We start from the raw sequence: 25,125 nt of genomic DNA on the forward strand, positions 1-25,125 counted from the left end.
CATATAGCGAGGTCGAAATGTGGAATCCGGATAAATATATGCGGGCGTGGAATTTCGCCTGCGCAAGACATGCAGGGCAGAAGGTTCCGGGATCGAATCTGCCTTATGTGAACCATGTTGGCAATGTGGCTATGGAGGTTTTGGTGGCGGTGGTGGCAGAAGAGTTCCATTATTCTGATCTGGCGGTGCAGTGTGCGTTGCTGCACGATACGGTTGAGGATACGGAAACATCACTGGAAGAAATTCAGGCTATTTTCGGGGATGATGTGGCTGCAGGAGTGTCTGCATTGACCAAGAGCAAGGATTTCCCAGATAAGCGTAGCGGCATGCTGGACAGTCTGAAAAGGATAAAACAATGTCCGCGTGAGGTCTGGATCGTCAAGCTGGCGGATCGGGTGGTGAATTTGCAGCCTCCGCCGCATTACTGGACCGTCGAGAAGATTGCAGCATACCGAGCAGAGGCGGAGTTGATTCTTAATGAACTCGGCGATGCTTCGGAAGTTCTTGGGAAGCGGTTGCGCGGCAAAATCGACGGATATGAGTATTAATGAGGCACAAAACAAAAAAGACCGGAAAATTTCCGGTCTTTTTCAAATATGGGGTGAGTGAAGGGACTTGAACCCTCGGCCACTTGGGCCACAACCAAGTGCTCTACCAACTGAGCTACACCCACCTTATAAAGGGGTCAGGGATTCCCGATCCCTTAGATGTCAAATGGGGTGAGTGAAGGGACTTGAACCCTCGGCCACTTGGGCCACAACCAAGTGCTCTACCAACTGAGCTACACCCACCGCGTGTGAGAAGGGTGTTTACCCAAGCCGGGTCTGATGGTCAAGAGATTTTTGCAGAATTTTTAAATTTGGTTACTAATAAACTGTTTGAATTAGGAAATAATGCCGGGTAGTTCGCGATTTGCATTTGATGTTTCCTACGGAATAACCTAAGCACCGTATTCACTAATCCGCTTTTTTGTGCCATTTAAATTTCGGTTTTGAGAAACATATTGTAATTTGGCTGGCAGTCTTTCGAATACTCAGCGCCAACGAGAGAAAGACTGCTTTAAGATTCAACCGTATCTTATTTGAAAACAAGACCAGCTGTTAACCTGTTTTATATGCTTTGTGCGGCAATTTTTTTAAAAAGTACCAAAGTGTCAGCTGTGTTTGGGATTCCCATTTTGTCTTTGCATCGTTTTGCCATATGAAGCAGTGAGGCTGTTGGCCTCAAAATCAGTCAAAAGATTATCTGTACAAAATTTTACATTATATGAGTCTATGTAACATCTTTTATTACGGGTATTGATCAATACAGTTTGTCGTACAAAGCGGCGAAGCCCTATTAAAAGGTTTTGGGATTCTTAAACCCTAATTTGCAAAAGGGTTTAAGGCCCCCGGCAGGGGCCGCCGGAGGCATACGTTATACAATCTCCGATTATCAAAAGCGCGTTGCGCAATAAAAATAGCCCTGCAGGGCCTCGGACAGTCGCCGGACGAACGAGCCGGATACTTCCCGGGATATTTAAGGATAGAGAATGGATAAATTAGTTATTGAAGGTGGGGTTCCCCTCAACGGTCCCATCAAGGTGAGTGGTTCCAAGAATGCGGCTCTGCCCATTCTTCTGGCCTGCATCCTGCCGCAGGGCGAGGTTAATCTGAGCAATGTTCCCCGTCTGCGGGACATCCACACCACACTCAAGCTGCTGGAAATTCTCGGTTGCGAGACTTCTTTCGAAGGCAACAACGTCAAGAGCTGCGTATGTGACCTCAAGATTGAGGCCCCTTATGATCTGGTTAAGACCATGCGTGCATCAGTTCTCTGTCTCGGTCCCCTGTTGGCCCTGAAGGGTGAAGCCAAGGTTGCGCTACCCGGAGGCTGTGCCATCGGTGCCCGGCCTGTTGATCTGCACCTGACTGCCTTTGAGCAGATGGGAGCCACTTTCGATCTTGATTCAGGTTACATTCACGGACGCTGCAACGGACTGAAGGGCGCACACATCCATTTTGATTTCCCCACCGTCGGCGGCACTGAAAACGTGCTTATGGCCGCCTCCATCGCAGAAGGTAACACTATAATAGAAAACGCTGCCCGTGAGCCGGAAGTTGTGGATCTTGCAAACTTCCTTATCGCCTGCGGAGCAAAGATTTCGGGACAGGGCACCAGTATCATCAAGGTTGAAGGCGTTTCTTCGCTGAAGGGTTGTGATTACAAGATCATGCCTGACCGTATTGAAGCCGGAACCTACATGGTTGCTGCCGCCATGACCAACGGCGAGCTGCTCATTGAGGACTGTCCGTTTCAGGAACTGGATGCGGTTGTCTACAAGCTGCGCAAGATGGGCGTCTGGCTGCAGGAGGAAGAGGGCGGGGTTCGCGTACGCCGCACCAACGGGATTGTTTCCGGCGTGGACATCACCACCCAGCCGTTCCCCGGTTTCCCCACCGACATGCAGGCCCAGCTTATGACCCTGATGTGCCTTGCCGATGGGGCCGGTACCATTGAAGAGAAAATCTTCGAAAACCGTTTCATGCATGTCTCCGAGCTTGTGCGCATGGGCGCGAATATCAAGCTCAAAGGTCGTACTGCCATGGTCCGCGGGGTAAAACAGCTGACCGGAGCTCCGGTAATGGCTTCAGATTTGCGGGCAAGTGCCTCGCTGGTTGTGGCCGGTCTGGCCGCTCACGGGCGGACTGATGTCCAGCGCATCTACCATCTTGACCGTGGCTACGAGAAGCTGGAAGACAAGCTCTCAGCTGTTGGAGCACGTATCTGGCGTGAAAAGGAATAGCGGGCAATTGCCGCTATGAGTTTTGCAGATTCCGATTTGAATTCAATGAGCAGGCTCGGTTTACCGGGCCTGTTTCTCTGGCAGAAGCTCGTCCCCGCTTTTGTTTTCGGCATTCTTTCCATTAAATGGTTTTTCCCCGCCTTTGTTGCATTTTCCATTTATGTTTTCCTGTTGATATGTTTCCGGCTTGAAAAGGGGGGTGTAGTTCTGCTGATCCTGCTTTTCTGGCTGGGCGGCTGGTATGGGAACTTTGCGCTGCCTGATCCGGCCGGCCCTATGCCGGAGTGGATGGAAAAGCGGGAAAAGGTGCTGGTCAGTGGGCAGGTGCATGCAGTGCACTCGGCTCCGGGCAACAAGCTGAATATCCTCCTGCAGGATGTTGTCTGCAATTCGACACAGGGACAGTCCGTGCTTGAAGGCTACCTGAACTGGACCTGGGAAAAACCGGACCTGATTCCGCTGGTGGGACAGAAGGTTGAGTTCGTGCAGAGGGTCAAGCCGGCCACAGGTTTCCGCAACAGCGGACTCTGGGACTACGGTTTTTACAGCCGCAGTAAGAATATATTTTATCGTGCCTATACCAGCGGTCCGCTCAAGGACGGCGAACTTAAACCCTATGAACCTGATTTTTTGCAGAAGCTGCGTATTTCCCTGCGCACGCACATTCTGCAGAACGCTCCTCCGACTCAGGGCGGAGCTTTTTTTCCGGCCCTGCTGACCGGAGACCGTTTTTTTCTGTCAAAAGATACAGTTGAACTCGTCAGGCGGGCGGGGGTGTCGCATGTGTTGGCCCTTTCCGGTTTGCATGTGGGGTTCGTGGCTTCTCTTGGATTTCTGCTCGCGTGGGTGGTGGGCTTCGTTGCGCCGGGAGCATATCTGCGGATTTCCCGGCTGAAACTGGGCGTCCTTCTGGCTGCTCCACTTGTGCTTTTTTACCTCTGGCTGGGTCAGTTCTCCCCTTCGCTATTAAGGGCCGGGTGCATGTTCGGGTTCTGGGGGTTGTTACTGCTCGTGGACCGGGGACACATTTTGCTGGACGGCCTGTTTCTGGCCGTGGTGCTTATTCTGGTCTTTTCTCCGCTGAGTGTGTTCGATCTCGGATTCCAGCTTTCCGTCCTTGCGGTGGCAGGGATTGGCCTGCTTTTTCCGTTTTTCAGAAAGCTCCTGCCCTCAGGCAGTGGAGCTCTCTCCAAGGGGTGCTCCTTTCTTCTGGCCGTGCTGTATGTCAGCTTGTGCGCCAATATTGCCTTGTACCCGGTCCTGGTCTGGAATTTTGGTACCGTCTTGCCGAACGTTCTTTTTAATGTGTTCTTTGTTCCGTTACTTGGCCTGTTTCTTGTACCGGTCTGCGGCTTTGGAGGGCTGGCAGCATCATATTTCTGCCCTCAGGTCTCACAGCAGCTTTTTTCTGCCGGAAGCTGGTGCCTTGAGCAGATGCTGTCGCTGGTGCGGATTGCTGCGGAGAACGGCTTTCTTCCGGAATACGCTTCTTACCGTCCCCAATGGGAAGGGGTGCTGGGTTATTACCTTCTGTTGGGAGGGGTGCTGTTTCTCGTCTCCCATCAGTACAAGTGGGTGAAGTTTCTGGTGCTGCCGCTGGTGCTGCTTGTCGGGTTGCGCGTTTACCCGACATTTGAGGAAAGGGGAGTGCGCATGGACCTGCTTGATACCGGGCAGTCGCAGTGTGTGGTTATTACCGGACCTCTTGGTTCGCGCACTGTAATTGACGGTGGCGGCAGCTTCGGTGATTTTGACATGGGACGTGCTGTTGTGGGGCCGTGGCTGTGTTACGGGGCTTTTCCGGAGGTTGATAATATTTTCCTGACCCACGGTGACAGTGATCATGCTGGCGGATTGGCCTTTCTGCTTGAAAAATTCAGGGTCAGCCATTTCTATTGCAACGGAGATATGCCTGCGGGTGAACTCGGAGAGCGGTTTGCAAAGGCCTTTGCCGAGGCTGGACTTGAGCCGGAGGTTCTTGGACAAGGTGCCCTGATATTTCTGGAGCCGGGCCTGTCGCTTGAAATAATGCATCCTTCAGCAGGGTTCGGCGGGAAGAAGAATGACCGTTCCCTGTACTTGAAACTTGTCTGGAACGGTCGGCCGCTGCTTTCCGTTGCCGGAGATCTGGATCGTAAGGGAATAAAAGATCTCCTGAAAAGCGGGCTGGATCTGAAGTCACAGATTCTGATTCTTCCCCATCACGGCAGTGCAGGGGGGTATTCCACTCAATTGTATGACCGAGTTGATCCGGAAATTGTGCTTGCTGCCTGCGGTGTGCTGAATCGTTTCAATTTTGTTGCAGAAAAGGTGCGCAATGAGTTTGTGAAACGGGAGATACCTTTGGATACTACGGCAGACTCCGGCATGATTTCCATATCATGGAACAGCAACGGGACAATGAGACGGTGGTATTAGCGAGGCGATCACTAATATTAATAATCTCCGGATGGAAACTTGATTTTCAAGATTAAAAGTGACAATGTACTCCGCAGTGGAGTGTTTTTTGTGTGAAGTTAATAAGGTACGGAGGTCTGCCTGCATGCGAGTGCTGATTGTCGATGATGATTTTTATTGCCGCAACATGTTGCACGAGATCATGAAACCCTATGCCCGGTGTGACATTGCCGTTAACGGTGAAGAGGCTGTTTTTGCATTCAAGAAAGGCCTTGAGGACGGCAAGCGTTACGATCTGGTTTGTCTTGATCTGGTGATGCCTGAGATGGACGGGCAGCAGGCCCTGCGCGAAATGCGCTCCATTGAAAAAGATTTTGAGATTGCCGAAGAAGAAGGCGTGAAGGTTATTGTCACAACCATGCTTGATGACCGCAAGGAAACCCACGACGCGTTTTTCCTTGGTGGAGCAACTTCGTATCTGGTCAAGCCTATTGATGAAAGCAAGCTCCTCAAGGAACTGGGCAATCTGGGCTTTACCTTGCAAGGATAGCCAGCCTGTTTCCGAATTTTTCTGCGCTGTAGCAGTTTTGATTAGAGTTTTTCCGAAAAAGGACAAAATCCGCAGCATTTGCTGCGGATTTTTTTTGCGTAATATTTTATTTTGTTTTATTTAAAGACGTTATATTAAAAAAACACAATTGAAGTTCATCTGGAAGTGTTCTATTGTGTGCTCTTCATATCAAGTTTTATCCGTCCTGAGTGACGGTCTATATAAGGTTCTGTTGTAATGTCTCAAATTTTAGGTGTTAAGTTTAACGATTTCGGGCAGATATATTATTTCTCGTCCGGGCCTTTCGTTGTGCGCGAAGGGCATTCAGTCATAGTAAAAACCGAGCAGGGAATGGGGCTTGGAAATGTTTTCGTGGTTCAGCAGGATCTGCCCGAAGATGTCAGCGAAGATTCCCTGAAGACCATATACCGGCTGGCCGGGGAAGAGGATCTTGAAGCGGACAAGGAAAACCGTGATCTTTCCCGTACCGCCCTGAGGTTCTGCAAGGACTGCATTGACAGGCAGAACCTTGAGATGAAGCTGGTTGACGTTGAGGTCTTTTTCGACCGCAGCAAGATGATTTTTTATTTTACCGCCCCGGGAAGGATTGATTTCCGTGAGCTGGTAAAGGAGCTGGTCAAGGAATACAGGACCCGTATTGAACTGCGCCAGATCGGGGTTCGTCACGAAACCCAGATGCTCGGTGCCATCGGCAACTGCGGACAGATCTGCTGTTGTCGCAGGTTCATGCGCAAGTTTATGCCTGTAACCATCCGTATGGCCAAGGAGCAGAACCTTTTCCTCAATCCGACAAAGATTTCCGGAATCTGCGGAAGACTGCTTTGCTGCCTGTCCTTTGAGCAGGACAACTATGAGGATTTCCACCGTAAGTGCCCAAAAATCGGCAAGCGCTACAATACGGTACATGGCAGTGTGCGGGTTACAAGGTCTAACTTTTTCCGCAATGCCCTGACTGTATTGCCAGATGAGGGTGAGGAAATCGAAATTTCACTTGATGATTGGCCTGATGTCCTGCGTCAGTCGGCTCCGGTTCGTGGAGGGCAGGCTGATCAGCAGGAGCGTGAGCCGCGCAAGGAATCTTCTCGTCCGCAACAGAAAGGAGCGGGAGAGCGTCCGGCAAGGTTTGAAAGACCGGAACGTCCTTTCCGTGCAAAGCCGGAGAAGATTTCCATGAAGGAATACGAAGACGCCGCAGATCTTCGTGAATTTGAGGAAAGTCTCCGTTTTGACCCGTTTGAAGACTACTCCGATGGCGGAGGGCGCGGACGGCCCGAGCGTCGGGATCAGTCCAAACCCCGTGTTGAAAGTTCAGACTCAGATAAGGGCAGGAACGACGGTAGAAAACAGTCTCCAAAGCAACCGGAACCTGCTGTGCAACAGGTTGAACAGCAGACCGCTGAGGTTGTGCAGCCTGAAAAGGTTGATGAGCAGCCGGTAGTTTCTGCAGATTCTTCCGTTCCGGAAAGGCAGGAGGTTCAGGAACAGAATTCCACTGCTGAACAGCAGGACGCTGTTGGAACTGAATCAGCAAAGGATAAAAAGGCAGGTAAAGGGCGGCGTCCTTCAAGGCGCAGACGCAGACGTAAGCCTACCGGATCGCGTAAAAATTAAAAATTTGCATATATTCGGGTTGTCCGCTATATGGCGGACTGCCCGTTGCGCGGACAAGCCTTGCGGCCGGATGATAATGTAAGTATTCTCACCCGGCTGTACGACTTTTTTCGTGTCTTTCAATGTTTCGGATTTTGTTTTTGCGATAGTATCGCTGCTGATATTTCAATCTTTTCAAATCCGATTGTTATCACCGTAACAGGAGTGACTGATTTTGGATTCGTTTTATATTACAACTCCCATTTACTATGTTAATGCCAAGCCTCACCTTGGGCACGCATACACTACTATTGTTGCCGATTCCATGAGTCGGTTCCATAAGCTTTTGGGAGATGAAACTTTCTTTCTTACCGGAACAGATGAGCACGGCGACAAGATCGTCCAGGCTGCGGAAAAGGGCGGGCTTACAACCCGCGAATACGTGGACGAGATCAGTGCCTTGTTCAGCAGTCTGTGGCCCGGTCTGCAGATAGAAAACGATGACTTCATCAGGACCACCGAACACAGGCACATCAAGTGCGTTCAGGAAGTTCTGCAGAAGGTTTATGATAAAGGTGATATTTATTTCGGTGAGTACGGCGGGCATTACTGCTTCGGATGCGAAAGATTTTATACAGAAAAGGAACTTGTTGACGGAAAATGCCCGCAGCACGAAACGGTTCCTGAATATATTGCCGAAAAGAACTATTTCTTCAAGATGTCCAAATATCAGGATTGGCTGATCGGTCACATCACTGCCAATCCAGACTTTATCCGTCCTGAAAGATACCGCAACGAGGTTCTGAGCCTTCTCAAGTCCGGCGCTCTTGAAGACCTCTGCATTTCCAGACCCAAGACCCGTCTTGAGTGGGGTATCGAGCTTCCCTTTGATGATAATTTTGTGACTTATGTATGGTTTGACGCCCTCATCAATTATATTACTGCCCTGGAATACCCGGAAGGCGAGAAATTCAAAAAATTCTGGCCCGGCGTAAATCATCTGGTTGCCAAGGATATTCTCAAGCCACACGCTGTCTTCTGGCCCACCATGCTCAAGGCTGCCGGCATTGCCCCCTACAAGCACCTGAACGTGCATGGTTACTGGCTCATCAAGGACACCAAGATGTCCAAGTCTCTGGGTAATGTTGTTTCCCCCCTTGAGATGGCCGAACGTTACGGTGTGAACGCTTTCCGTTATTTCCTGCTGCGCGAGATGGTTTTCGGCAATGATTCCAGCTTTTCGGAAGAAGCCCTTGTCGGACGTCTCAATGCAGATCTGGCCAATGATCTGGGCAACCTGTTCAGCCGCACACTGTCCATGACTCACAAGTATTTCGGCGGAAAGGTTCCCGTGCCCGGCGATGAAGGTGAGGAGGATTGCGAAATCAAGAGCCTGGGACGCAAGGCTATGGCCGAGTTCCAGAATAATTTTCTTGAAGCCAGATTCTCCCGTGGTCTTGAAGGCCTCTGGGAACTCGTTCGCGGCCTGAACAAATACATTGATACCACCCAGCCCTGGACCCTTTTCAAAGAAGGTAACAAGTCCCGTCTGGGAACGGTAATGTACGTGCTGCTTGAGAATATGCGTAAAATAGCCGTACACCTCTGGCCGGTAATGCCTGAAGCCAGTGAAGAAATGCTTGAGCAGTTGGGGCTGCGTTTTTCTCCGGAAAAAGTTAATCTGCAGGGTGAAATTGATGTCTGGGGACTGCTTGAATCCGGCACCGAAGTTGCCAGCAAGTCCAACCTGTTCCCCCGTGTTGAGCTTCCTAAGGAAGAGCCTGCTCCCAAAGTCAACGAAGCCAAGCCTTCCAAGAAGAAAACCAAGGAAGAGAAGACCGAGATTCCCGGAGTCATCGAATTCCCTGATTTCCAGAAAGTGGACATGCGTGTCGGAACAGTGCTTTCAGTGGCTAAACATCCGGATGCCGATAAGCTGCTGGTCGTAAAGATTGACACTGGTGATGATGAACCCAGACAGGTTGTTGCCGGTCTTGCGGAATTCTTCAAGCCTGAAGAACTGGAAGGACGTCAGGTTGTGGTTGTGGTCAACCTTCAGCCGCGCAAGCTTCGTGGCGAAGTCTCTCAGGGAATGATACTTGCCGTCAGAAACGGCGACGAAATGCAGCTGCTGACCGTAACTGCGCCAGTCTGCAACGGTTGCAAGGTTTCCTAGCAATGAAATCCGGATGTAAATTCCGGGTGATTATATAAAAATCAAGCCCCGCTTTGTGTAAAAGCGGGGCTTTTCTTGTGTGCTGGAGGACAACGTCTTGTGTAGCTTCCTGTGTAACCGGCAGTGTTTAATACTATCTGTAACTACACTGTTTATACTGTATAATTCTCTCCGCAATGCTGACAGACTTTTGTTACTGCCGGAATTACTAGTGAGCAGTTGCGGCAAAAAATGTATTTTTTACCATCTGCTCTCGGTGTAATTACAGATGCTAATATTGCACCCAAAATGTTAGTGAATAGGCCAATGATGAACCATAATACCGCGTTGCGTGATTTCGCGGAAGCTATTCTGGATGTGTAGATAGCGGGAAATATGAGTATTGTCCCCACAAATATCAGGTTAATGATCCTGTATCCGAAGTTTACATAGTTTTGGTCCATAAAAATCTCCTATTCAGTCCGTTCCCTGTATTAAAGGGGACCGTATGAAATTCTATAAATTTAGCTCGGTATGCGTTCTGTGTTAAATAGCAGTGTCGAACCTTTATTAAATATAACTGAGTGGAATGGCAATTTTTTTTGAAGATTATCTGTTGGAAGTGAGATGAATTACCTTAAGAAATACGCTGATCAGGTTAAATACATATCCGATGAAATGAAGGCAGGAAATCTATCCCCGGCTCAAGGGGCTGTACAGTTGCAAGCTGTCGCGGTGCTGGCGGAGCAGGATGCCGATGAAATGGAAGATGCAGTTTACGCTGCAAGACTGCGTAAGTTTGCGGACATGATCTATGGCGTGATTGAAAAGATGCAGTCGGGCAGACGGGTTGTACAGTAAGATGATTATCAGGAAAAATCCCCTGCTTCGCAAAATTTGCAGAGCAGGGGATTTGTTTTTACGGGGCTGTAGTCTGGTTTGTTGCGTTAACGAGTGTCTGTATTTCCGGTGGGTTGGACGGAAGATTGAGGAAAATTGCGATCCCGATAATGATCAGTCCCGGCAGGGCGTAGATTATTTTCTTTTTGCCTTTCGCCTGTGCGAAGATAACCCCGCCTGAGCAGATTATGACCCCGATCTGGGGCAGTATTTTTATGATATTATAGCGAACTGCGGCATCGGAAGTTACAAAATGCACTATGACCGAGATTACGCTGTAGAGCAGGAAGAATACTCCGAATCCGCTTTGCCCCTTCATTCGTGCGTAAATGGAAATTCCGATAATTGCGAGCAGTGTCGCTCCGGCAAGTATGAGTGGAAGCACTTAACACCTCGTTATTATTATTCTGTTTCGACCTGTTCGGCCATGATTTGCCTTTGGTGCAGTCTGAATTCATCCCGTAGTATCTGTCAAGACGAGACATGGGGTGGATTTTCGAGATTGATTTTTTGGATGATTCCCCATTGGCAACACGTCCTTCTGCAATATGTCCATTCTTGTGTTAAATATTTTATGATTATTTCTAATGAATGTTGAAAATTTTATTATATTCGCAAAATCTGAACAGTAATTTTGAAAAGTCTATTTGATCCGAACAATCAACGCTGAAAAAAAATATCTTGTCCAAAGTTCTCAGGCTAGTTAAATATTAGCCCCATTTTTTGCGGTTTGGAATTTATGTTGTTGTTTACTTTTTCAAAAAGGATTTATTGTGATTCAAATTGAGACTTTGCTTACTTTTGCAGTGTATCTGGTCTTCCTGCTCGCCGTGGGCTGGTACTTCTATAAAAGGACCTCAGATATTGAAGGATATATCCTCGGCGGTCGCGGGCTTGGCGGCTGGGTTACAGCTCTTTCGGCTCAGGCGAGTGATATGTCCGGCTGGTTGCTCATGGGGCTTCCCGGAGCCATTTACCTCAGCGGGATGACCGAGGCCTGGATTGCCATTGGCCTGTTCATCGGTACAGCTCTCAACTGGATTTTCGTATCTTCAAGGTTGCGTGTGTACACCCAGTTGACCGACACCCTGACCATATCATCCTTTTTTGAGAAGAGGTTCAACGATCCCACCAGCCTGCTTCGAGTCGGATCTGCAGTGATCATTCTGATATTCTTCACCATCTATTCTTCGTCAGGGCTGGTCGCCGCTGGCAAGCTCTTTGAGTCTATGTTCAATATCGATTACTCTGTGGCCGTTATTTCCGGTGCAGTCGTTATTGTTGCCTACACATTTATGGGTGGGTTCATGGCTGTGTGCTGGACAGACTTTTTTCAGGGCGCGCTCATGTTTTTTGCCATCGTCCTTGTTCCTCTGCTTGGAACCATAGATAACGGCGGGATTTCTGTTGTTGAAGCGGATATGGTCTCCAAGCATATTTCCACCAGTCTGTTCCATAACGGCAGCGGGCAGGCCGTATCCGTGCTGGCTATCATCTCCACCATGGCATGGGGCCTCGGATATTTCGGACAGCCCCACATCCTTACCCGTTTCATGGGTATCCGTTCCATCAGCGAACTGCCCAAGGCCACTGCAGTTGCATTGATCTGGGTTATTATTTCCCTTGGCGGCGCGGTTGTGGTTGGTATGGTGGCTATTCCCATGTTTGATGGTCTTCACGGCGGAGAGCAGGAAAAGGTATTCATCTACATGATCGGCAAACTCTTCAACCCGTGGGTCGGAGGGGTGCTGCTTGCCGCAATACTTTCTGCAATCATGTCTACAATCGACTCCCAACTGCTGGTTTCCTCTTCCGCACTTACCGAGGACTTTTACAAGAAGATCCTGCGCCGTGAAGCTTCTGAAAAGGAACTCATCCTTGTAGGGCGTCTTTGCGTTCTGATCATCTCCATTATTGCCATGAGCATGGCCCTTACTCCCGGTAACACCATCCTTGGACTTGTCGCGTATGCCTGGGGCGGTTTCGGTGCTGCATTCGGTCCGGTGGTCCTTTTCGCGCTTTTCAGCCGCAGGACAACCTGGCTTTCCGCACTTTGCGGTATGGTGGTCGGTACCCTTGTACTGGTTTTCTGGAAGGATGCAGGGCTTGGTGCGCAGATGTATGAGATCGTCCCCGGGTTTGTCGCCAACTTCCTGACCATTTTCCTTGTCGACACAATTGCTCCTCAGAAGAATGAAAAAATTCTCGCTGATTTCGACGAGATGAGACTTGAGCTGAAAAAATAGAAACTTGTGGTTTCAGCCCGTTGTGTTTATAAGGCTCTGCCCGTATCCGGCAGGGCCTTTTTTTATTGGTCGGATCGTTATATAAACCAATATGCGGATTTTTGAGAGCTGGGGTCTTATGCCTTACAGGCAATACTCCTTCGCTGTATAGTGTTTCTGTCAGCCTCCAGCTCATGTCAGTATAAATGACGGTTTGCCGTTTAAAGTGGCAAAGTATTCTCGCTGCAGACAGGCCTGATGCGAAAATATTCTCGGAAGTTCAATTGACGATGAAGTTTGAGACTTCCCGGAGAGGGCCGAAACGGTCTCCGGGGATTTTTATAAAATGCGCCATGCGCAAAATGAGGTAGTTATGCTTGATTTCGAACGGAAAAGTGTTGTTCTAGTGACCTGTCCCAAAGGATTTACCCCCTATCTGGCCGAGGAGATCGGTCGTCTGGGCTTTGCGGTTCGTGCAGAACTTCCTGCCGGTGCAGAAATCAAAGCCTCGTTGAACGAATGTATGCGCCTGAACCTGTGGGTTCGTTGCGGACATAGGGTTTTGTACCAGCTCAAGCGTTTCAAAGCCGAAACACCGGATCAGCTCTACACGCAGGTAAAGGATATGGTCTGGGAGCGCATCGTGCTTCCAGACGGATACCTGACTGTTACTTCTTCGGTTAAAACTGAAATCGTGAATGATTCGCGGTTTGCCAATGTTAAGGTGAAGGATGCAATTGTTGACCGCATCCGTGAGAAAACCGGCCGTCGCCCCTCTTCAGGACCGGATATGTCCGGTATCGTGGTTTTTCTGCATTGGCGGGATGACGAGTGCACCGTGTACCTCGATACTTCGGGTGAACCTCTTTCCCGCCGCGGATACCGCAAATTCCCGCACAAGGCTCCGTTGCAGGAGACTCTTGCAGCTACCCTTATCAGGGCTGCCAAATGGTATGGAAAGGGTAATTTCGTTTCACCCATGTGCGGCAGCGGAACTTTGGCGATTGAGGCCGCCCTTGTGGCTCTGAACGGAGCTCCGGGGCTTATGCGCGAGGAATATGCCTTCAAAAAGATTCCCGGTTATAATCCGGAGTACTGGGAAAATCTGTGCATTGATGCTGAAGATCGTGAAAGGGATTCGCTGTCCGGACAGATCATAGCCACTGATATTGATCCCGAGGCAGTGGAAGCCGCCCGCAAGAATGCCCGTGCAGCAGGTGTGGAGCACCATATTAAATTCGATGTCTGCGATTTCCGTGATACGGAAATCCCCGAGGGCGGCGGTATTGTTATCATGAACCCCGAATATGGGGAGAGGCTTGGCAATCGCACCAAGCTTGAGAAAATTTACGCTGCCATCGGTGATTTTTTCAAGAACAAGTGTCAGGGCTACAGGGGATATGTCTTTACCGGCAATCTGGAGCTGGCCAAATTTATCGGGCTGAAGACTGCCAGCCGTGTGGTCTTTTTCAATGCAAAGATTGAATGCCGGCTTCTTGAGTATGAAATCTTTAAGGGATTTGGAAAGGACCGTAGTTAATTTTCCGGCATAAGCCTTGAAATTTATTTTTTTTACAGGTAATTGCTAAGTTAAAGTCTTACCCGTCCGTGAGGTGGACAGCGGAATTTATTATGGATTGCTTGTTCTAAAGGAGTTTGTTTATGCCCAGGATTCTCGTCGTTGATGATGATCCGATTTCACGCCAGGTACTCAGGGCAATGCTGGAAAAGGAAGGTCATCAGGTTTCTGAGGCCGAGGACGGCTCAAAGGCCGTACGGAACTATGACAGCAGTTTGATTGATCTTGTTATTACAGATATTTTCATGCCTGAAAAGGAAGGGGTCCAGACCGTTCGTGAGCTTATGAAGGAAAACCCGGATGTTAAGATTATAGCTGTGTCCGGTGGCAGCTCTTCAGCGAATTACGATTCCCTCGACTGGATTAAGATGTTCGGAGTGAAGTATACTTTTACCAAGCCTTTCAATTCAAAGGCCATTCTTGCTGCTGTTGACGATCTGCTCAGTCAGTAGCTTAATTTGTACTTTAACGGTTTGATCTGTTGCATATTCTTCATTCCTGCCGTATCTCTTCCTCAAAAATATAAGCAGGACCATGGTGATGGCGGATAAAGAAAGCATACGGGTTAAACTTGAGTTTGGGAATGTGGGGCTGGCAAGCGTTCTTTTCGGTCCCCAGAATTCCAATCTGGAACTAATTTCGCGGCAGTCCGGGGTAAGGATTGAAAGCCGTGGCAATGCCCTGCAGCTCATCGCTGAAAACGAAGAGCTGATTGATCCCGTAGCGAAATCGTTCACCCAGCTATACTCCCTGCTTAAGTCAGGTAAAGAGGTCTTCCCGCAGGACGTGGAAGCCGCGTACAGAATCCTCTGCCGCGATCCGAAGGCCGACCTTATCAAGATCTTCCGCGACGAACTTTTTGCAGTATCGCCAAAGAAGACTCTTACCCCGCGCACCCTCACCCAGAGGGCCTATTTTTCGGCCATCCGCGAAAGCGACATGGTTTTCGCCATCGGTCCGGCCGGTACCGGCAAGACCTATCTGGCTGTGGCCATGGCCGTTTATGCCTTGCAGCGCAAGGAAGTCAAAAAGATCATCCTGACCCGTCCGGCTGTGGAGGCAGGGGAGAAACTCGGTTTCCTGCCCGGTGATCTTGTGGACAAGGTCAACCCGTACATGCGCCCGCTCTATGATTCTCTCTACGACATGCTGGATTTCGGCAAGGTGCAGGATATGATCGAAGAGAATATCATTGAGATCGCACCGCTTGCATTCATGCGCGGACGGACCCTTTCCAATGCCTTTGTCATCCTCGACGAAGCCCAGAACACCACCCGCGAGCAAATGAAGATGTTCATCACCCGTCTGGGGTTCGGTTCCAAGGCGGTAATAACCGGGGACATCACGCAGGTGGATCTTCCGGGTAAGGAAATGTCCGGTCTTGTGGATGCCGCAAATATTCTTCAGAACGTGTACGGAATCAGCTTCATCAAATTTGAAGAGGCCGATGTTGTGCGTCATCCTCTGGTGGCCCGGATCGTCAAGGCCTACGATTCCTACGAATGCAGGGGTAAATGAGCATGTCCGTCAATCTGAGCATTGAATGCGTCCCTGACGCTGAATTTCCCCTTTCCAGAAGGGAGCTTGTCCACATGTCCGGCATGCTGCTGGATGTACTGGGACTTGGTACTTTTGACTTTGACCTTAAAATCGTAGATGATGCTGTCATTGCCGTGATCAACGAGGAGTTTCTGGGGTGCGTGGGGCCTACCAACGTGCTCAGTTTTCCTTCCTCCGAATCCCCTGATCCGGAAGTGAACTCTTTTCTTGGAGAGATAGTTTTGTCCGTGAACACACTTGCCCGTGAAACAAGGCTCTACGGTCAGTTGCCGGAAGAGCATACCGTAAGGCTGCTGGCTCATGCCATGCTGCATCTTGCCGGTTACGACCACGGGGATGAGATGTATTCACTTACCGACATGGCTGTTGAGTCCGTTGCCCCCGAGTTCCGTCAGCGAACTTCGGGTTGGTTCTGTTAAGAAACCAGCCCGTATTCCGCAGCATGGTTCTTTCATGGAACCGTCCATGTGCTGCGTCAGAATTATTCCTAAGTTGTCCCGTGGTTTAAATGGTAACCGTACTATTTTATGGTTTACAATGGCGGGCCTTATGAGCAATAATCCTCGATTGCCGTTTTTCAGCGGTCATTAATGGCTCACCCAAAGAATTTTACTGGAGTTTTACGATGATCAGACATCTTCTGAAAATAAATGATGTTCCACGTTCAGAACTCGGCCAGCTCCTGCTCCGGGCGAAAGAGCTTAAAGATAATAAGATCAGAAACAATGCCCTCGCAGGCAAGACTGTTATCCTGATTTTTGAAAAAGCTTCCACCCGTACCAGAGTTTCCTTCGACGTTGCTATTGAGCAGCTCGGCGGCCATTCTATTTTCATGACTCCCGCTGAATCCCAGCTTGGCAGAAGCGAACCGCTGGAAGATACTGCAAGGGTTCTCTCCCGTTACGCCGATGCTCTGGTCGTCCGTACTTTCGGACAGGACAAGGTCCGCACCCTTGCCGAGCATGCCAGCATTCCGGTCATCAACGCACTTACCGACAGATACCATCCCTGTCAGGTGCTCAGCGACATGCTGACCATCTACGAGCGGACCCCGGATCTCAGCAAAGTGCATGTGGCCTGGGTAGGTGACGGCAACAACATGGCGCATTCCTGGATCAACGCGGCCATATATTTCCCCTTCTACCTGACCATGGCTTTCCCCAAGGGATATGAGCCCGATCGTGACATCCTGTCCCGTGCGCTTTCCATGGGTGCAAAGATCAATCTGAGCTATGACCCGGTTGAAGCAGTCAAGGGAGCTCATTACGTCAACACCGACGTTTTTGCTTCCATGGGCCAGGAAGAGGAGCAGAAGAAGCGTGAAATCGCTTTTGCGGCTTATCAGGTCAACGCCGAGCTGCTTAAATATGCCGATCCCGACTGCAAGATCATGCACTGCCTGCCCGCGCACCGAGGTGAGGAAGTGACTGCAGAGGTACTCGACGGTCCTAACTCTATCATTTTCGATCAGGCTGAGAACCGTCTGCACATGCAGAAAGCTATTCTCGAATGGGCAGTCAATGGGATTGAAGTTGACCTCGAAGCCGCTGCAAAGGTGATGGGTCCGGTTCAGGCCGTGCCACACATGCATACTGTTGAATAAGATCTTATCTTTATAAGGATAAATACAATGAGCAAGATTGAAAAAGTAGTACTGGCATATTCCGGTGGTCTTGATACCTCCATCATTTTGAAATGGATCAAGAAAGAGTATGACTGCGAAGTCATCACCCTTACCGCCGACCTCGGTCAGGGGGAGGAATTGGACGGTATTGAGGAGAAAGCCCTCAAGACCGGTGCAACCAAGGCTTACGTGGAAGACCTGCGTGAGGAATTCGCCCGTGATTTCATTTTTCCCGCATTCCGTGCCGGTGTCATTTACGAAGGACGCTACCTGCTCGGAACTTCCATCGCCCGTCCGCTGATTGCCAAGAGAATGGTTGAGATAGCTGAGAGCGAAGGCGCTCAGGCTGTTGCCCACGGTGCTACCGGTAAAGGTAACGACCAGGTTCGTTTCGAACTTGGCGCAATGGGCATGAATCCCAGGCTGAAGACCATTGCCCCCTGGCGTGAATGGGATCTGAAGTCCCGCAGCGATCTCATGAAGTTTGCTGAAGAGAATGATATCGACATCCCTATGAACCGCAAGAAACCCTGGTCCATGGATGCCAACCTGCTGCACGTAAGTTTCGAAGGTGCAGAGCTGGAAGATCCCTGGAATGCTCCTTCTCCCGAGTCATACCGTTATTGCACTCCGCTTGAGCAGGCTCCGGACCAGCCGGAAATCATCACCATTGATTTCGAAAAGGGTGATCCTGTTGCAATCAACGGTGTGAAGTACTCTCCTGCAGCTCTCATCGAAAAGCTTAACGAGATCGGCGGCAAGCACGGTATCGGTCGTGTGGATATGGTTGAGAACAGGTTCGTAGGCATGAAGTCCCGCGGTGTTTATGAAACTCCCGGCGGAACCATCATCTACGCAGCTCATCGTGACTTAGAAGGTCTTTGTATGGACCGTGAAGTAATGCATCTGCGTGACAGCCTGATTCCCAAATATTCCGAAATGATTTACAACGGCTTCTGGTATGCTCCCGAGCGCATCGCGCTTCAGGCCATGATCGATGAAACCCAGAAGACCATTACCGGTACCGTAAGACTCAAGCTTTACAAGGGTAATGTTATTCCCGAAGGCCGCAAGTCTCCTTACTCCCTGTACCGTGAAGATCTGGCAACCTTTGAAGAAGACGAAGTATACAACCAGAAAGATGCCGAAGGCTTCATCAAGCTGGTGGGTCTCAGACTCAAGGGAAAGACTTCTTCCGGTACCGAGTGGATTAAAGAATCCGACGTGGAAGAATAATTGAACCAAGTTGCCCGGACGGACCTGAGGTCCGTCCGGGTTTTGAATATTCCCGCCTGTTTCCGGCCCAACCGCTGACGACAGGCTTTTTCATTTGATTAGCTGGTGCGCTTTGCGCCTTAGACAATCAGAGTTCGCCGCCGGAGGCACAAGCGAGGTATATGTTATGGCTGACAATAAATTATGGGGTGGACGTTTTGCCCAGAAGACTGCTGCGTCCGTGGAAGACTACACTGAGTCCGTCAGTTTTGACCGGAACCTTTACCGTGAGGACATTGCAGGTTCTCAGGCGCATGCGCGTATGCTCGCAGAGCAGGGCGTACTTACCGCAGATGAGGCTGAAACACTGGTGAAGGGCCTTGACCAGGTGCTCGATGAGATTGAGTCCGGCAGGTTCGAATGGAAGAAGGAGATGGAAGATCTCCATATGAACATCGAAAGCCGGCTGACCGAGATTGTCGGTGCTGTTGGTGGCAAGCTTCACACCGGACGCAGCCGTAACGATCAGGTTGCCACAGATTTCCGTCTTCATGTTGTCCGTTCCCTTGAGGCATGGAAAACCGCACTGGAAAAGCTCGTTGCTGTTTTTGTTTCCACAGCAGAGGACAATACCGAAGTCCTGTTGCCCGGTTACACCCACCTGCAGCCTGCACAGCCTGTAAGTCTTGCCCATCATATGCTGGCGTACGCCTGGATGTTCAAACGCGACCACAGCAGGGTCTGTGACTGTCTCAAGAGAGCCAACGTGTGCCCGCTTGGAGCCGCCGCCCTTGCTGGAACTACCTATCCTCTCAAGCCCGCTTCTTCTGCAAATTATCTGGGCATGGAAGACACCTTCCGCAACAGTCTTGATGCTGTTTCCGACCGTGATTTCGTAATGGAAGCCATGTTCACCGGCAGCCTTATCATGACTCACTTGAGCCGTATCTGTGAAGAGCTGATCATCTGGGCCAACCCCTGTTTCGGTTTTATCAAACTTCCCGATGAATTTTCCACAGGTTCGTCCATCATGCCTCAGAAGAAGAACCCGGACGTCTGTGAGCTCATGCGCGGTAAGACCGGCAGGGTCTACGGTGATCTCTTTTCACTGATGACTACCTGCAAAGGGCTGCCTCTGGCTTACAACCGCGATATGCAGGAAGACAAGGAGCCCTTCTTCGACTGTGACAAGACTGTGCATGCATCTGTCTCCATTATGACGGATATGATGCTGGCTATGACCTTCATTCCGGCCAATATGAAGGCTGCCCTTAAGAAAGGGTTCCTCAATGCTACTGAGCTTGCTGATTATCTGGTCGGCAAGGGTATTCCGTTCCGTGAAGCCCATCATATCACCGGATCAGCTGTAGCTAAGGCGGAAACCGAAGGGCGGGGGCTTGAAGATATGACTCTTGAGGAACTCAAGACTTTCTCTGATAAAATAGAAGAGGATGTTTTTGTGGTTCTGTCTTACGAAGCAGCAGTAAAACGCAGGGTTTCTCCGGGCAGCACAGGACCTGAGTCTGTGAAATCCCAGATTGCAGAACTTAACGCGTGGCTTGCTGAAAAGAATTAAGTCTGTTCAGTTCTTCTGTTTTTGAAAAACTCCATCCGGCGACGGGTGGAGTTTTTTTGTTGCTCAGGATTGATTAGTTTCCGCTGTATATGTAAGTATGAGTGAGGACTTTATTACTATCGGAGGCCTATTTGCTCAAATTTATCTCGCGAATTTTCAGGCTCAGTTCCGACGATTTGTTTGTGAACAGCAGACAGATCCAGAAGGGTGTGTTTTACAGGTTGGCAGGAGCCAGCATCTTGCTTGCTGTTCTCGTAGGTGTTGCTGCTTACCTGCTGGAAATGGGGGAAGTAACCAGAGAAGTTGAGCAGCTTGCGGCGGAGCAGGTCGCTTTGACTATAGATAAAAGCCTGCCGTTGATTCAGAATCCGAACAAAGACAATGTGAAGATTCTTGAAGATCAGCTTAAGGCTGACCTTTTTACCGGCGACTTTATTCTCCTGGAGATATATACGCCCGAAAAAGAGGAGGTTGCCGATGCTTTTCTTCCGGGCATAGACGTGATTGACCGGCAGGCGGCAAGCCATAGAAAAGAGCTCCTGAATGAGGGGAAAACGGTATTCAGAAATTTTGAAGTTGAAGAGCGGATTTATGTTCAGGTTTTTACTTCACTGGAAGTTGAGGGAGCCGGGCATATAGGCTTTTTGGAAGCTCTTTATATCGTTCCACAGGCAAGAAGCGAACGAATATTTGCAAGAGTGACTCATATTGTCTGGTTTGCGGTTCTTGTTGTTCTTGGAACCGGAGCAATTCTTTATCCTATCATTCTGCGTCTTATTCGTAATCTTTTGCGCTACTCGGCAAATCTGACTGAAGCAAATGTCGGGATGCTTGTTTCAATGGGTGCAGCTATTGCCAAGAGGGACTGTGATACTGATGCGCATAATTATCGGGTCACGATTCTTGCTGTAAATCTTGCCGAGCAGATAGGGCTTTCGGAAGAAACAATCAGAACTCTGATAGTAGGTTCGTTCCTGCATGATGTAGGAAAGATAGCCATCCCTGACGCTATTCTCCTTAAGCCAGGAAAACTGGACGATGACGAATGGAAAGTTATGCGCACTCATGTTGACCATGGTGTAGACGTTGTCAAAGAACATGCATGGCTTGCCCAGGCTACACCTGTAGTGCATGGGCATCATGAAAGATTTGACGGTTCCGGCTATCCGCAGGGCGTTTCTGGTGAGGATATTCCGATTGTGGCACGTATATTTTCCTTGGCAGACGTTTTTGATGCGCTTTATTCAAAGCGTCCTTACAAAGATCCCTTCCCGCTGGACAAGTGTATCGAAATTATCAGGGCAGGCTGTGGAACTCATTTCGATCCGCAACTGGTTGATCCTTTTCTGACAGTAGTGAAGGGTTTTGTAACTATCGACGGACTGGAAAAGACTGAGTTGCTTAAGCCCATACTGGCTGGTTTTACAGATAAATATTTTAAGATTGACCTTCGAATTGACTGAGCACGGAAAGCAATCGTTCTCATCCGGCTCGTGTGAGTCGGTATTTCAAAAAGGTTATATTATTCAGCAGAAATATCTGCGAGATCTAATTTGTCGGTGTTCAGGATATGGTCAACCAGCCATTTTTCAACAAAAGAAGCCAGCTCTTCGGGAAAGCAGGGGTCCTCGAGTATATTCTGCAATACTAATTCTTCAATTTTTTCAATGAACTTTTTGTGTTCCATCTTGTGGGCTTGCAGGTTCTCTGCCCCGGCAGTTTCCATGATTGTTTCCTCTGTTTCAAAATGGAAACGCGAATACAGCTGCAGCTCCTCAAGAATATCCCCAAATGAGCCACAGTCGTTTTCCTGTGATAATTTTCTGATTTTGTGCAGAATAGCAAAAAAAGTCTGGTGCTGGTTGTCAATAATTCCAACACCTGTATACAGGGATTGAGTGGGAAAATTATTGCCTGTCATAGTTCTGTCCCGTTTGGTAAGTTGATTAAACTCTATTAACTGGTAATAGAACATTAACATGTGATTTCTTCAAGTTCAGCTTATTAATTAAAGCAAATAAGCTGTTTTTCATAACTGACCATTCTTTTGAAGTTTTTTGCTTTTAAACTCTAACAGCGGAGGACTTATGGCTACTATTGCAAGGCGCAGGATCATGGCGGTCATGTATGTGTTGGGAGTTTGCAGTCTTTTTTTGCTTCAAGGCTGTCCAATCGCTGTAGTAGCCATTATTGCTGCGTACAGTTCGAATGGAGATGTCACGGTGACAGTGGAAGTCCCTAGAAATGCAGAAATTGTATTCGAGGCTGCTAAAAGACGTGTGAGCAAGGGCGTTTCCGAAACAGGTATTCCCTATAAAATTACAAAAATTAATGATGCCAATTATACGGTTTCGCTTGAGGGCAGTGATGGGTCATGGAGGGGAGATTTTATAGTTGTGCCCCTCTCAGATGATAGAAGTCAGATTATTGGACAGGGTACTGATGACAACAGAACCAGAAAAGAGTCTGAACACCTGATTCTGCTTGGAATTGAAAATCTTTGTAAAGATCTTGGAGTCAAGTACACGGTGATCGAAAGAAATCTGGACAGTTGATATGTTGGTCAACGTGAAAAGGGCCCCACATTATGTGAGGCCCTTTTTTTATTAGCTTTGTTGGCGGAAGTGTATAGGAGTCGAACCTACCGACGAGCGTTAACCCGTCCACTGGATTTGAAGTCCAGGCGCCACACCGGTGACGATACACTTCCAATGTTGAGAAAAATCAGCTACCAATTTTGGGGGCGAAGGGCAAGCATTAATAATATTTCCCTAAATGGCTTGCCTTTTGCTGAATTAGCCTTATTAATAGCTGATTGAAACTGATACTGATGTAAATAAATTCCGGAATTAGCGAATATTTGGCTTGGCTGATTAGCCGGAAACATATCAAGGAGATTAAATTTGAACAGTTTTGCCAAGAATCTCTTGGTCTGGGTAACAATCATGCTGGTTATGATTGTGTTGTTCAATCTTTTCAACCAGCCGCAGGTGTCCCAGCTTAAACTCTCCTACACCGATTTCCTCATGAAGGTTGACGAGGGAGAGGTAATACAGGTCAAAATGCAGGGCCAGAAAATCAATGGAGTCATGGTCGGAGACAAACGTTTTGTGACCTACACTCCTGATGATCCCAACCTTGTTCAGAACCTGATCAAGAAGAAAATCGAAGTTGTTGCGGAGCCTGAAGAAGAGGCTCCGTGGTATATGACTTTATTCATTTCCTGGTTCCCCATGCTGCTGCTTGTCGGGGTATGGATATTCTTCATGCGCCAGATGCAGGGCGGTGGCGGCGGACGCGGCGGTGCCATGTCTTTCGGTCGTTCCCGTGCCAGGATGATCAACGAAGAGACCGCCCGCGTTACTTTTGCGGATGTTGCCGGAGTTGACGAAGCCAAGGATGAGCTTGAAGAAGTTGTTCAGTTCCTCAGCGAACCCCGCAAGTTTACCCGTCTGGGCGGACGTATTCCCAAGGGCGTGCTGCTCGTGGGCCCCCCCGGCACCGGTAAAACCCTGCTGGCACGTGCTGTTGCCGGGGAAGCCGGAGTTCCGTTCTTTTCCATTTCCGGTTCCGACTTCGTGGAAATGTTTGTCGGTGTAGGTGCCGCTCGTGTGCGTGACCTGTTTACTCAGGGTAAGAAAAATGCTCCCTGTCTGATCTTCATCGATGAAATCGATGCGGTAGGACGTCAGCGCGGAGCCGGCCTCGGCGGTGGACATGATGAACGTGAACAGACCCTTAACCAGTTGCTGGTTGAAATGGACGGATTTGAGTCCAACGAGGGAGTAATTCTCATCGCCGCAACCAACAGGCCCGATGTTCTCGACCCCGCACTGCTGCGTCCCGGACGTTTCGACCGTCAGGTCGTTGTGCCCACTCCTGATGTGCAGGGCCGTGCTCACATCCTTAAGGTTCATACCCGCAAGACTCCTCTTGCCGGGGAGATTGACCTCGATGTCATTGCCCGCGGGACCCCCGGGTTCTCCGGTGCCGACCTCGAAAACCTTGTTAACGAGGCAGCCCTCTACGCTGCAAAGAATAATCAGGACTACGTCAAGATGGCTGACTTTGAGGAAGCCAAGGACAAGGTCCTTATGGGACGCGAACGTCGCAGCCTGATCCTTACCGATGAAGAGAAGAAGACCACCGCATACCATGAGGCCGGTCACGCTCTCATCGCCAAGCTGCTTGATAACTGCGACCCGGTTCATAAGGTAACCATCATCCCCCGCGGCCGTGCTCTGGGCGTTACCCAGCAGCTTCCCGTGGATGACCGCCATAACTATAACAAAGCTTACCTTGAGGATACTCTGGTAATGCTGCTCGGTGGTCGCGTTGCGGAAGAACTGATTCTTAATCAGGTTACTACCGGAGCAAGCAACGATATAGAACGCGCTACCAAAATGGCCCGTTCCATGGTCTGCCAGTGGGGTATGAGTGAGAAGCTTGGACCCATGACCTTCGGTGAAAGCCAGGATCAGGTCTTCCTCGGCAGAGAGCTCGTTCAGCATAAGGATTTCAGTGAAGATACCTCACGTCTTATTGATTCCGAAGTAAGGCGTATCATCGACACTGCATATGAAACTGCAAACAGGTTGCTTGGCGATAATGAGAAGGCTCTGCACGCTGTAGCTGAAGCTCTTCTTGAGCGTGAAACCATTGATGGAAAAGATCTTGATACCCTTATGGTCGGCGGCGTTCTGCCTCCGCTTGAGGCGGTATCCTCCAAGAAGTCCGCTTCTGTCGCACGGGCATACGGATCCACTTCAAAGTCCGGATATACTCCGGTTGAAGAAGAGCAGGCCAAGACCGTGGATGTCGAAAAAAGCGAGTTCTCTTTTGAGGCACATCCAGCGGATGAAGCTGAAAAACCGGATGCTGAGTCCAGCGAAGGTGAATCAAAGGAAGTGAAAGCTTCCGAAGACAAAAAAGGTTCCGAGTAAGGTTT

General features: G+C 49.4%; 20 protein-coding genes and 3 tRNA genes. 18 read left to right on the forward strand and 5 right to left on the reverse strand.

Annotation, left to right across the window (positions count from 1 at the left end; translation table 11 throughout):
• Positions 1 to 17 precede the first annotated feature (17 nt).
• Positions 18 to 548 carry an HD domain-containing protein gene (locus N7E73_RS17165; protein ID WP_432736148.1) on the forward strand — a complete coding sequence of 177 codons (531 nt, stop codon included), beginning with the start codon at positions 18 to 20 and terminating at the stop codon, positions 546 to 548.
• A 49-nt stretch (positions 549 to 597) separates the two neighbouring features.
• On the opposite strand, the gene N7E73_RS17170 is transcribed toward N7E73_RS17165, so the two are convergent.
• Both N7E73_RS17170 and N7E73_RS17175 read right to left on the reverse strand, forming a co-directional pair.
• A tRNA-His gene (locus N7E73_RS17170) sits at positions 598 to 673 on the reverse strand.
• A 42-nt stretch (positions 674 to 715) separates the two neighbouring features.
• Positions 716 to 791, reverse strand: a tRNA-His gene (locus tag N7E73_RS17175).
• 740 nt (positions 792 to 1,531) lie between these two features.
• Between N7E73_RS17175 and murA the strand changes: the two genes are divergently transcribed.
• From murA to N7E73_RS17205, 6 genes are all read left to right on the forward strand, one after another.
• Positions 1,532 to 2,785, forward strand: a complete 1,254-nt coding sequence (gene murA / locus N7E73_RS17180; RefSeq protein WP_432736149.1) for a UDP-N-acetylglucosamine 1-carboxyvinyltransferase — start codon at positions 1,532 to 1,534, stop codon at positions 2,783 to 2,785.
• A 15-nt stretch (positions 2,786 to 2,800) separates the two neighbouring features.
• A complete protein-coding gene (locus N7E73_RS17185; RefSeq protein ID WP_432736150.1) occupies positions 2,801 to 5,203 on the forward strand; it encodes a DNA internalization-related competence protein ComEC/Rec2 in 2,403 nt (800 codons plus the stop codon).
• 124 nt (positions 5,204 to 5,327) lie between these two features.
• Positions 5,328 to 5,732 carry a response regulator gene (locus N7E73_RS17190; protein WP_432736151.1) on the forward strand — a complete coding sequence of 135 codons (405 nt, stop codon included), beginning with the start codon at positions 5,328 to 5,330 and terminating at the stop codon, positions 5,730 to 5,732.
• Positions 5,733 to 5,969: 237 nt separating this feature from the next.
• The gene (gene ricT / locus N7E73_RS17195; protein ID WP_432736152.1) at positions 5,970 to 7,364 is read left to right on the forward strand and encodes a regulatory iron-sulfur-containing complex subunit RicT; all 1,395 of its coding nucleotides are present in this window, start codon (positions 5,970 to 5,972) and stop codon (positions 7,362 to 7,364) included.
• A gap of 214 nt (positions 7,365 to 7,578) precedes the next feature.
• The gene (metG, locus tag N7E73_RS17200; RefSeq protein ID WP_432736153.1) at positions 7,579 to 9,519 is read left to right on the forward strand and encodes a methionine--tRNA ligase; all 1,941 of its coding nucleotides are present in this window, start codon (positions 7,579 to 7,581) and stop codon (positions 9,517 to 9,519) included.
• 606 nt (positions 9,520 to 10,125) lie between these two features.
• Complete coding sequence (locus N7E73_RS17205) at positions 10,126 to 10,359, forward strand: hypothetical protein (protein WP_432736154.1); 234 nt, start codon at positions 10,126 to 10,128, stop codon at positions 10,357 to 10,359.
• Between the two features lie 58 nt (positions 10,360 to 10,417).
• Here N7E73_RS17205 and N7E73_RS17210 read toward each other — a convergent pair whose 3' ends face one another.
• Entirely contained in the window at positions 10,418 to 10,783 is a 366-nt protein-coding gene (locus N7E73_RS17210; protein WP_432736155.1) for a hypothetical protein, read from the reverse strand.
• A gap of 388 nt (positions 10,784 to 11,171) precedes the next feature.
• Between N7E73_RS17210 and putP the strand changes: the two genes are divergently transcribed.
• The 9 genes from putP (at position 11,172) to N7E73_RS17255 (ending at position 21,640) form a co-directional block, all read left to right on the forward strand.
• Positions 11,172 to 12,644: a sodium/proline symporter PutP gene (putP, locus tag N7E73_RS17215; RefSeq protein WP_432736157.1), complete on the forward strand. Its 1,473-nt coding sequence runs from the start codon at positions 11,172 to 11,174 to the stop codon at positions 12,642 to 12,644.
• A 352-nt stretch (positions 12,645 to 12,996) separates the two neighbouring features.
• Positions 12,997 to 14,163, forward strand: coding sequence for a THUMP domain-containing class I SAM-dependent RNA methyltransferase (locus N7E73_RS17220; protein WP_432736158.1), 1,167 nt, complete (start codon positions 12,997 to 12,999; stop codon positions 14,161 to 14,163).
• Positions 14,164 to 14,285: 122 nt separating this feature from the next.
• Complete coding sequence (locus N7E73_RS17225; RefSeq protein ID WP_432736159.1) at positions 14,286 to 14,654, forward strand: response regulator; 369 nt, start codon at positions 14,286 to 14,288, stop codon at positions 14,652 to 14,654.
• A gap of 88 nt (positions 14,655 to 14,742) precedes the next feature.
• The gene (locus N7E73_RS17230) at positions 14,743 to 15,720 is read left to right on the forward strand and encodes a PhoH family protein (RefSeq protein ID WP_432736160.1); all 978 of its coding nucleotides are present in this window, start codon (positions 14,743 to 14,745) and stop codon (positions 15,718 to 15,720) included.
• Positions 15,721 to 15,722: 2 nt separating this feature from the next.
• On the forward strand, positions 15,723 to 16,181 hold the full coding sequence (gene ybeY / locus N7E73_RS17235) for an rRNA maturation RNase YbeY (protein ID WP_432736161.1): 459 nt from the start codon (positions 15,723 to 15,725) through the stop codon (positions 16,179 to 16,181).
• A 206-nt stretch (positions 16,182 to 16,387) separates the two neighbouring features.
• Positions 16,388 to 17,365, forward strand: a complete 978-nt coding sequence (argF, locus tag N7E73_RS17240; protein WP_432736162.1) for an ornithine carbamoyltransferase — start codon at positions 16,388 to 16,390, stop codon at positions 17,363 to 17,365.
• Between the two features lie 27 nt (positions 17,366 to 17,392).
• Positions 17,393 to 18,622 (forward strand): argininosuccinate synthase, encoded by a 1,230-nt coding sequence (locus N7E73_RS17245; RefSeq protein WP_432736163.1) that lies wholly within the window; start codon positions 17,393 to 17,395, stop codon positions 18,620 to 18,622.
• 166 nt (positions 18,623 to 18,788) lie between these two features.
• Positions 18,789 to 20,177 carry an argininosuccinate lyase gene (argH, locus tag N7E73_RS17250; protein ID WP_432736164.1) on the forward strand — a complete coding sequence of 463 codons (1,389 nt, stop codon included), beginning with the start codon at positions 18,789 to 18,791 and terminating at the stop codon, positions 20,175 to 20,177.
• A gap of 131 nt (positions 20,178 to 20,308) precedes the next feature.
• Positions 20,309 to 21,640 (forward strand): HD-GYP domain-containing protein, encoded by a 1,332-nt coding sequence (locus tag N7E73_RS17255; RefSeq protein ID WP_432736165.1) that lies wholly within the window; start codon positions 20,309 to 20,311, stop codon positions 21,638 to 21,640.
• Positions 21,641 to 21,699: 59 nt separating this feature from the next.
• Here the strand turns inward: N7E73_RS17255 and N7E73_RS17260 are convergent, their stop codons facing one another.
• Positions 21,700 to 22,158, reverse strand: coding sequence for a bacteriohemerythrin (locus N7E73_RS17260; RefSeq protein ID WP_432736166.1), 459 nt, complete (start codon positions 22,156 to 22,158; stop codon positions 21,700 to 21,702).
• 106 nt (positions 22,159 to 22,264) lie between these two features.
• Between N7E73_RS17260 and N7E73_RS17265 the strand changes: the two genes are divergently transcribed.
• On the forward strand, positions 22,265 to 22,732 hold the full coding sequence (locus N7E73_RS17265) for a hypothetical protein (protein WP_432736167.1): 468 nt from the start codon (positions 22,265 to 22,267) through the stop codon (positions 22,730 to 22,732).
• A gap of 61 nt (positions 22,733 to 22,793) precedes the next feature.
• On the opposite strand, the gene N7E73_RS17270 is transcribed toward N7E73_RS17265, so the two are convergent.
• Positions 22,794 to 22,887: transfer RNA gene (locus tag N7E73_RS17270), tRNA-Sec, on the reverse strand.
• A gap of 193 nt (positions 22,888 to 23,080) precedes the next feature.
• Between N7E73_RS17270 and ftsH the strand changes: the two genes are divergently transcribed.
• Entirely contained in the window at positions 23,081 to 25,120 is a 2,040-nt protein-coding gene (ftsH, locus tag N7E73_RS17275; RefSeq protein ID WP_432736168.1) for an ATP-dependent zinc metalloprotease FtsH, read from the forward strand.
• The last annotated feature ends 5 nt before the right edge of the window (positions 25,121 to 25,125 follow it).

The sequence above is a fragment of the Maridesulfovibrio sp. FT414 genome (assembly GCF_050916235.1).
Classification (GTDB): Bacteria; Desulfobacterota; Desulfovibrionia; order Desulfovibrionales; family Desulfovibrionaceae; genus Maridesulfovibrio.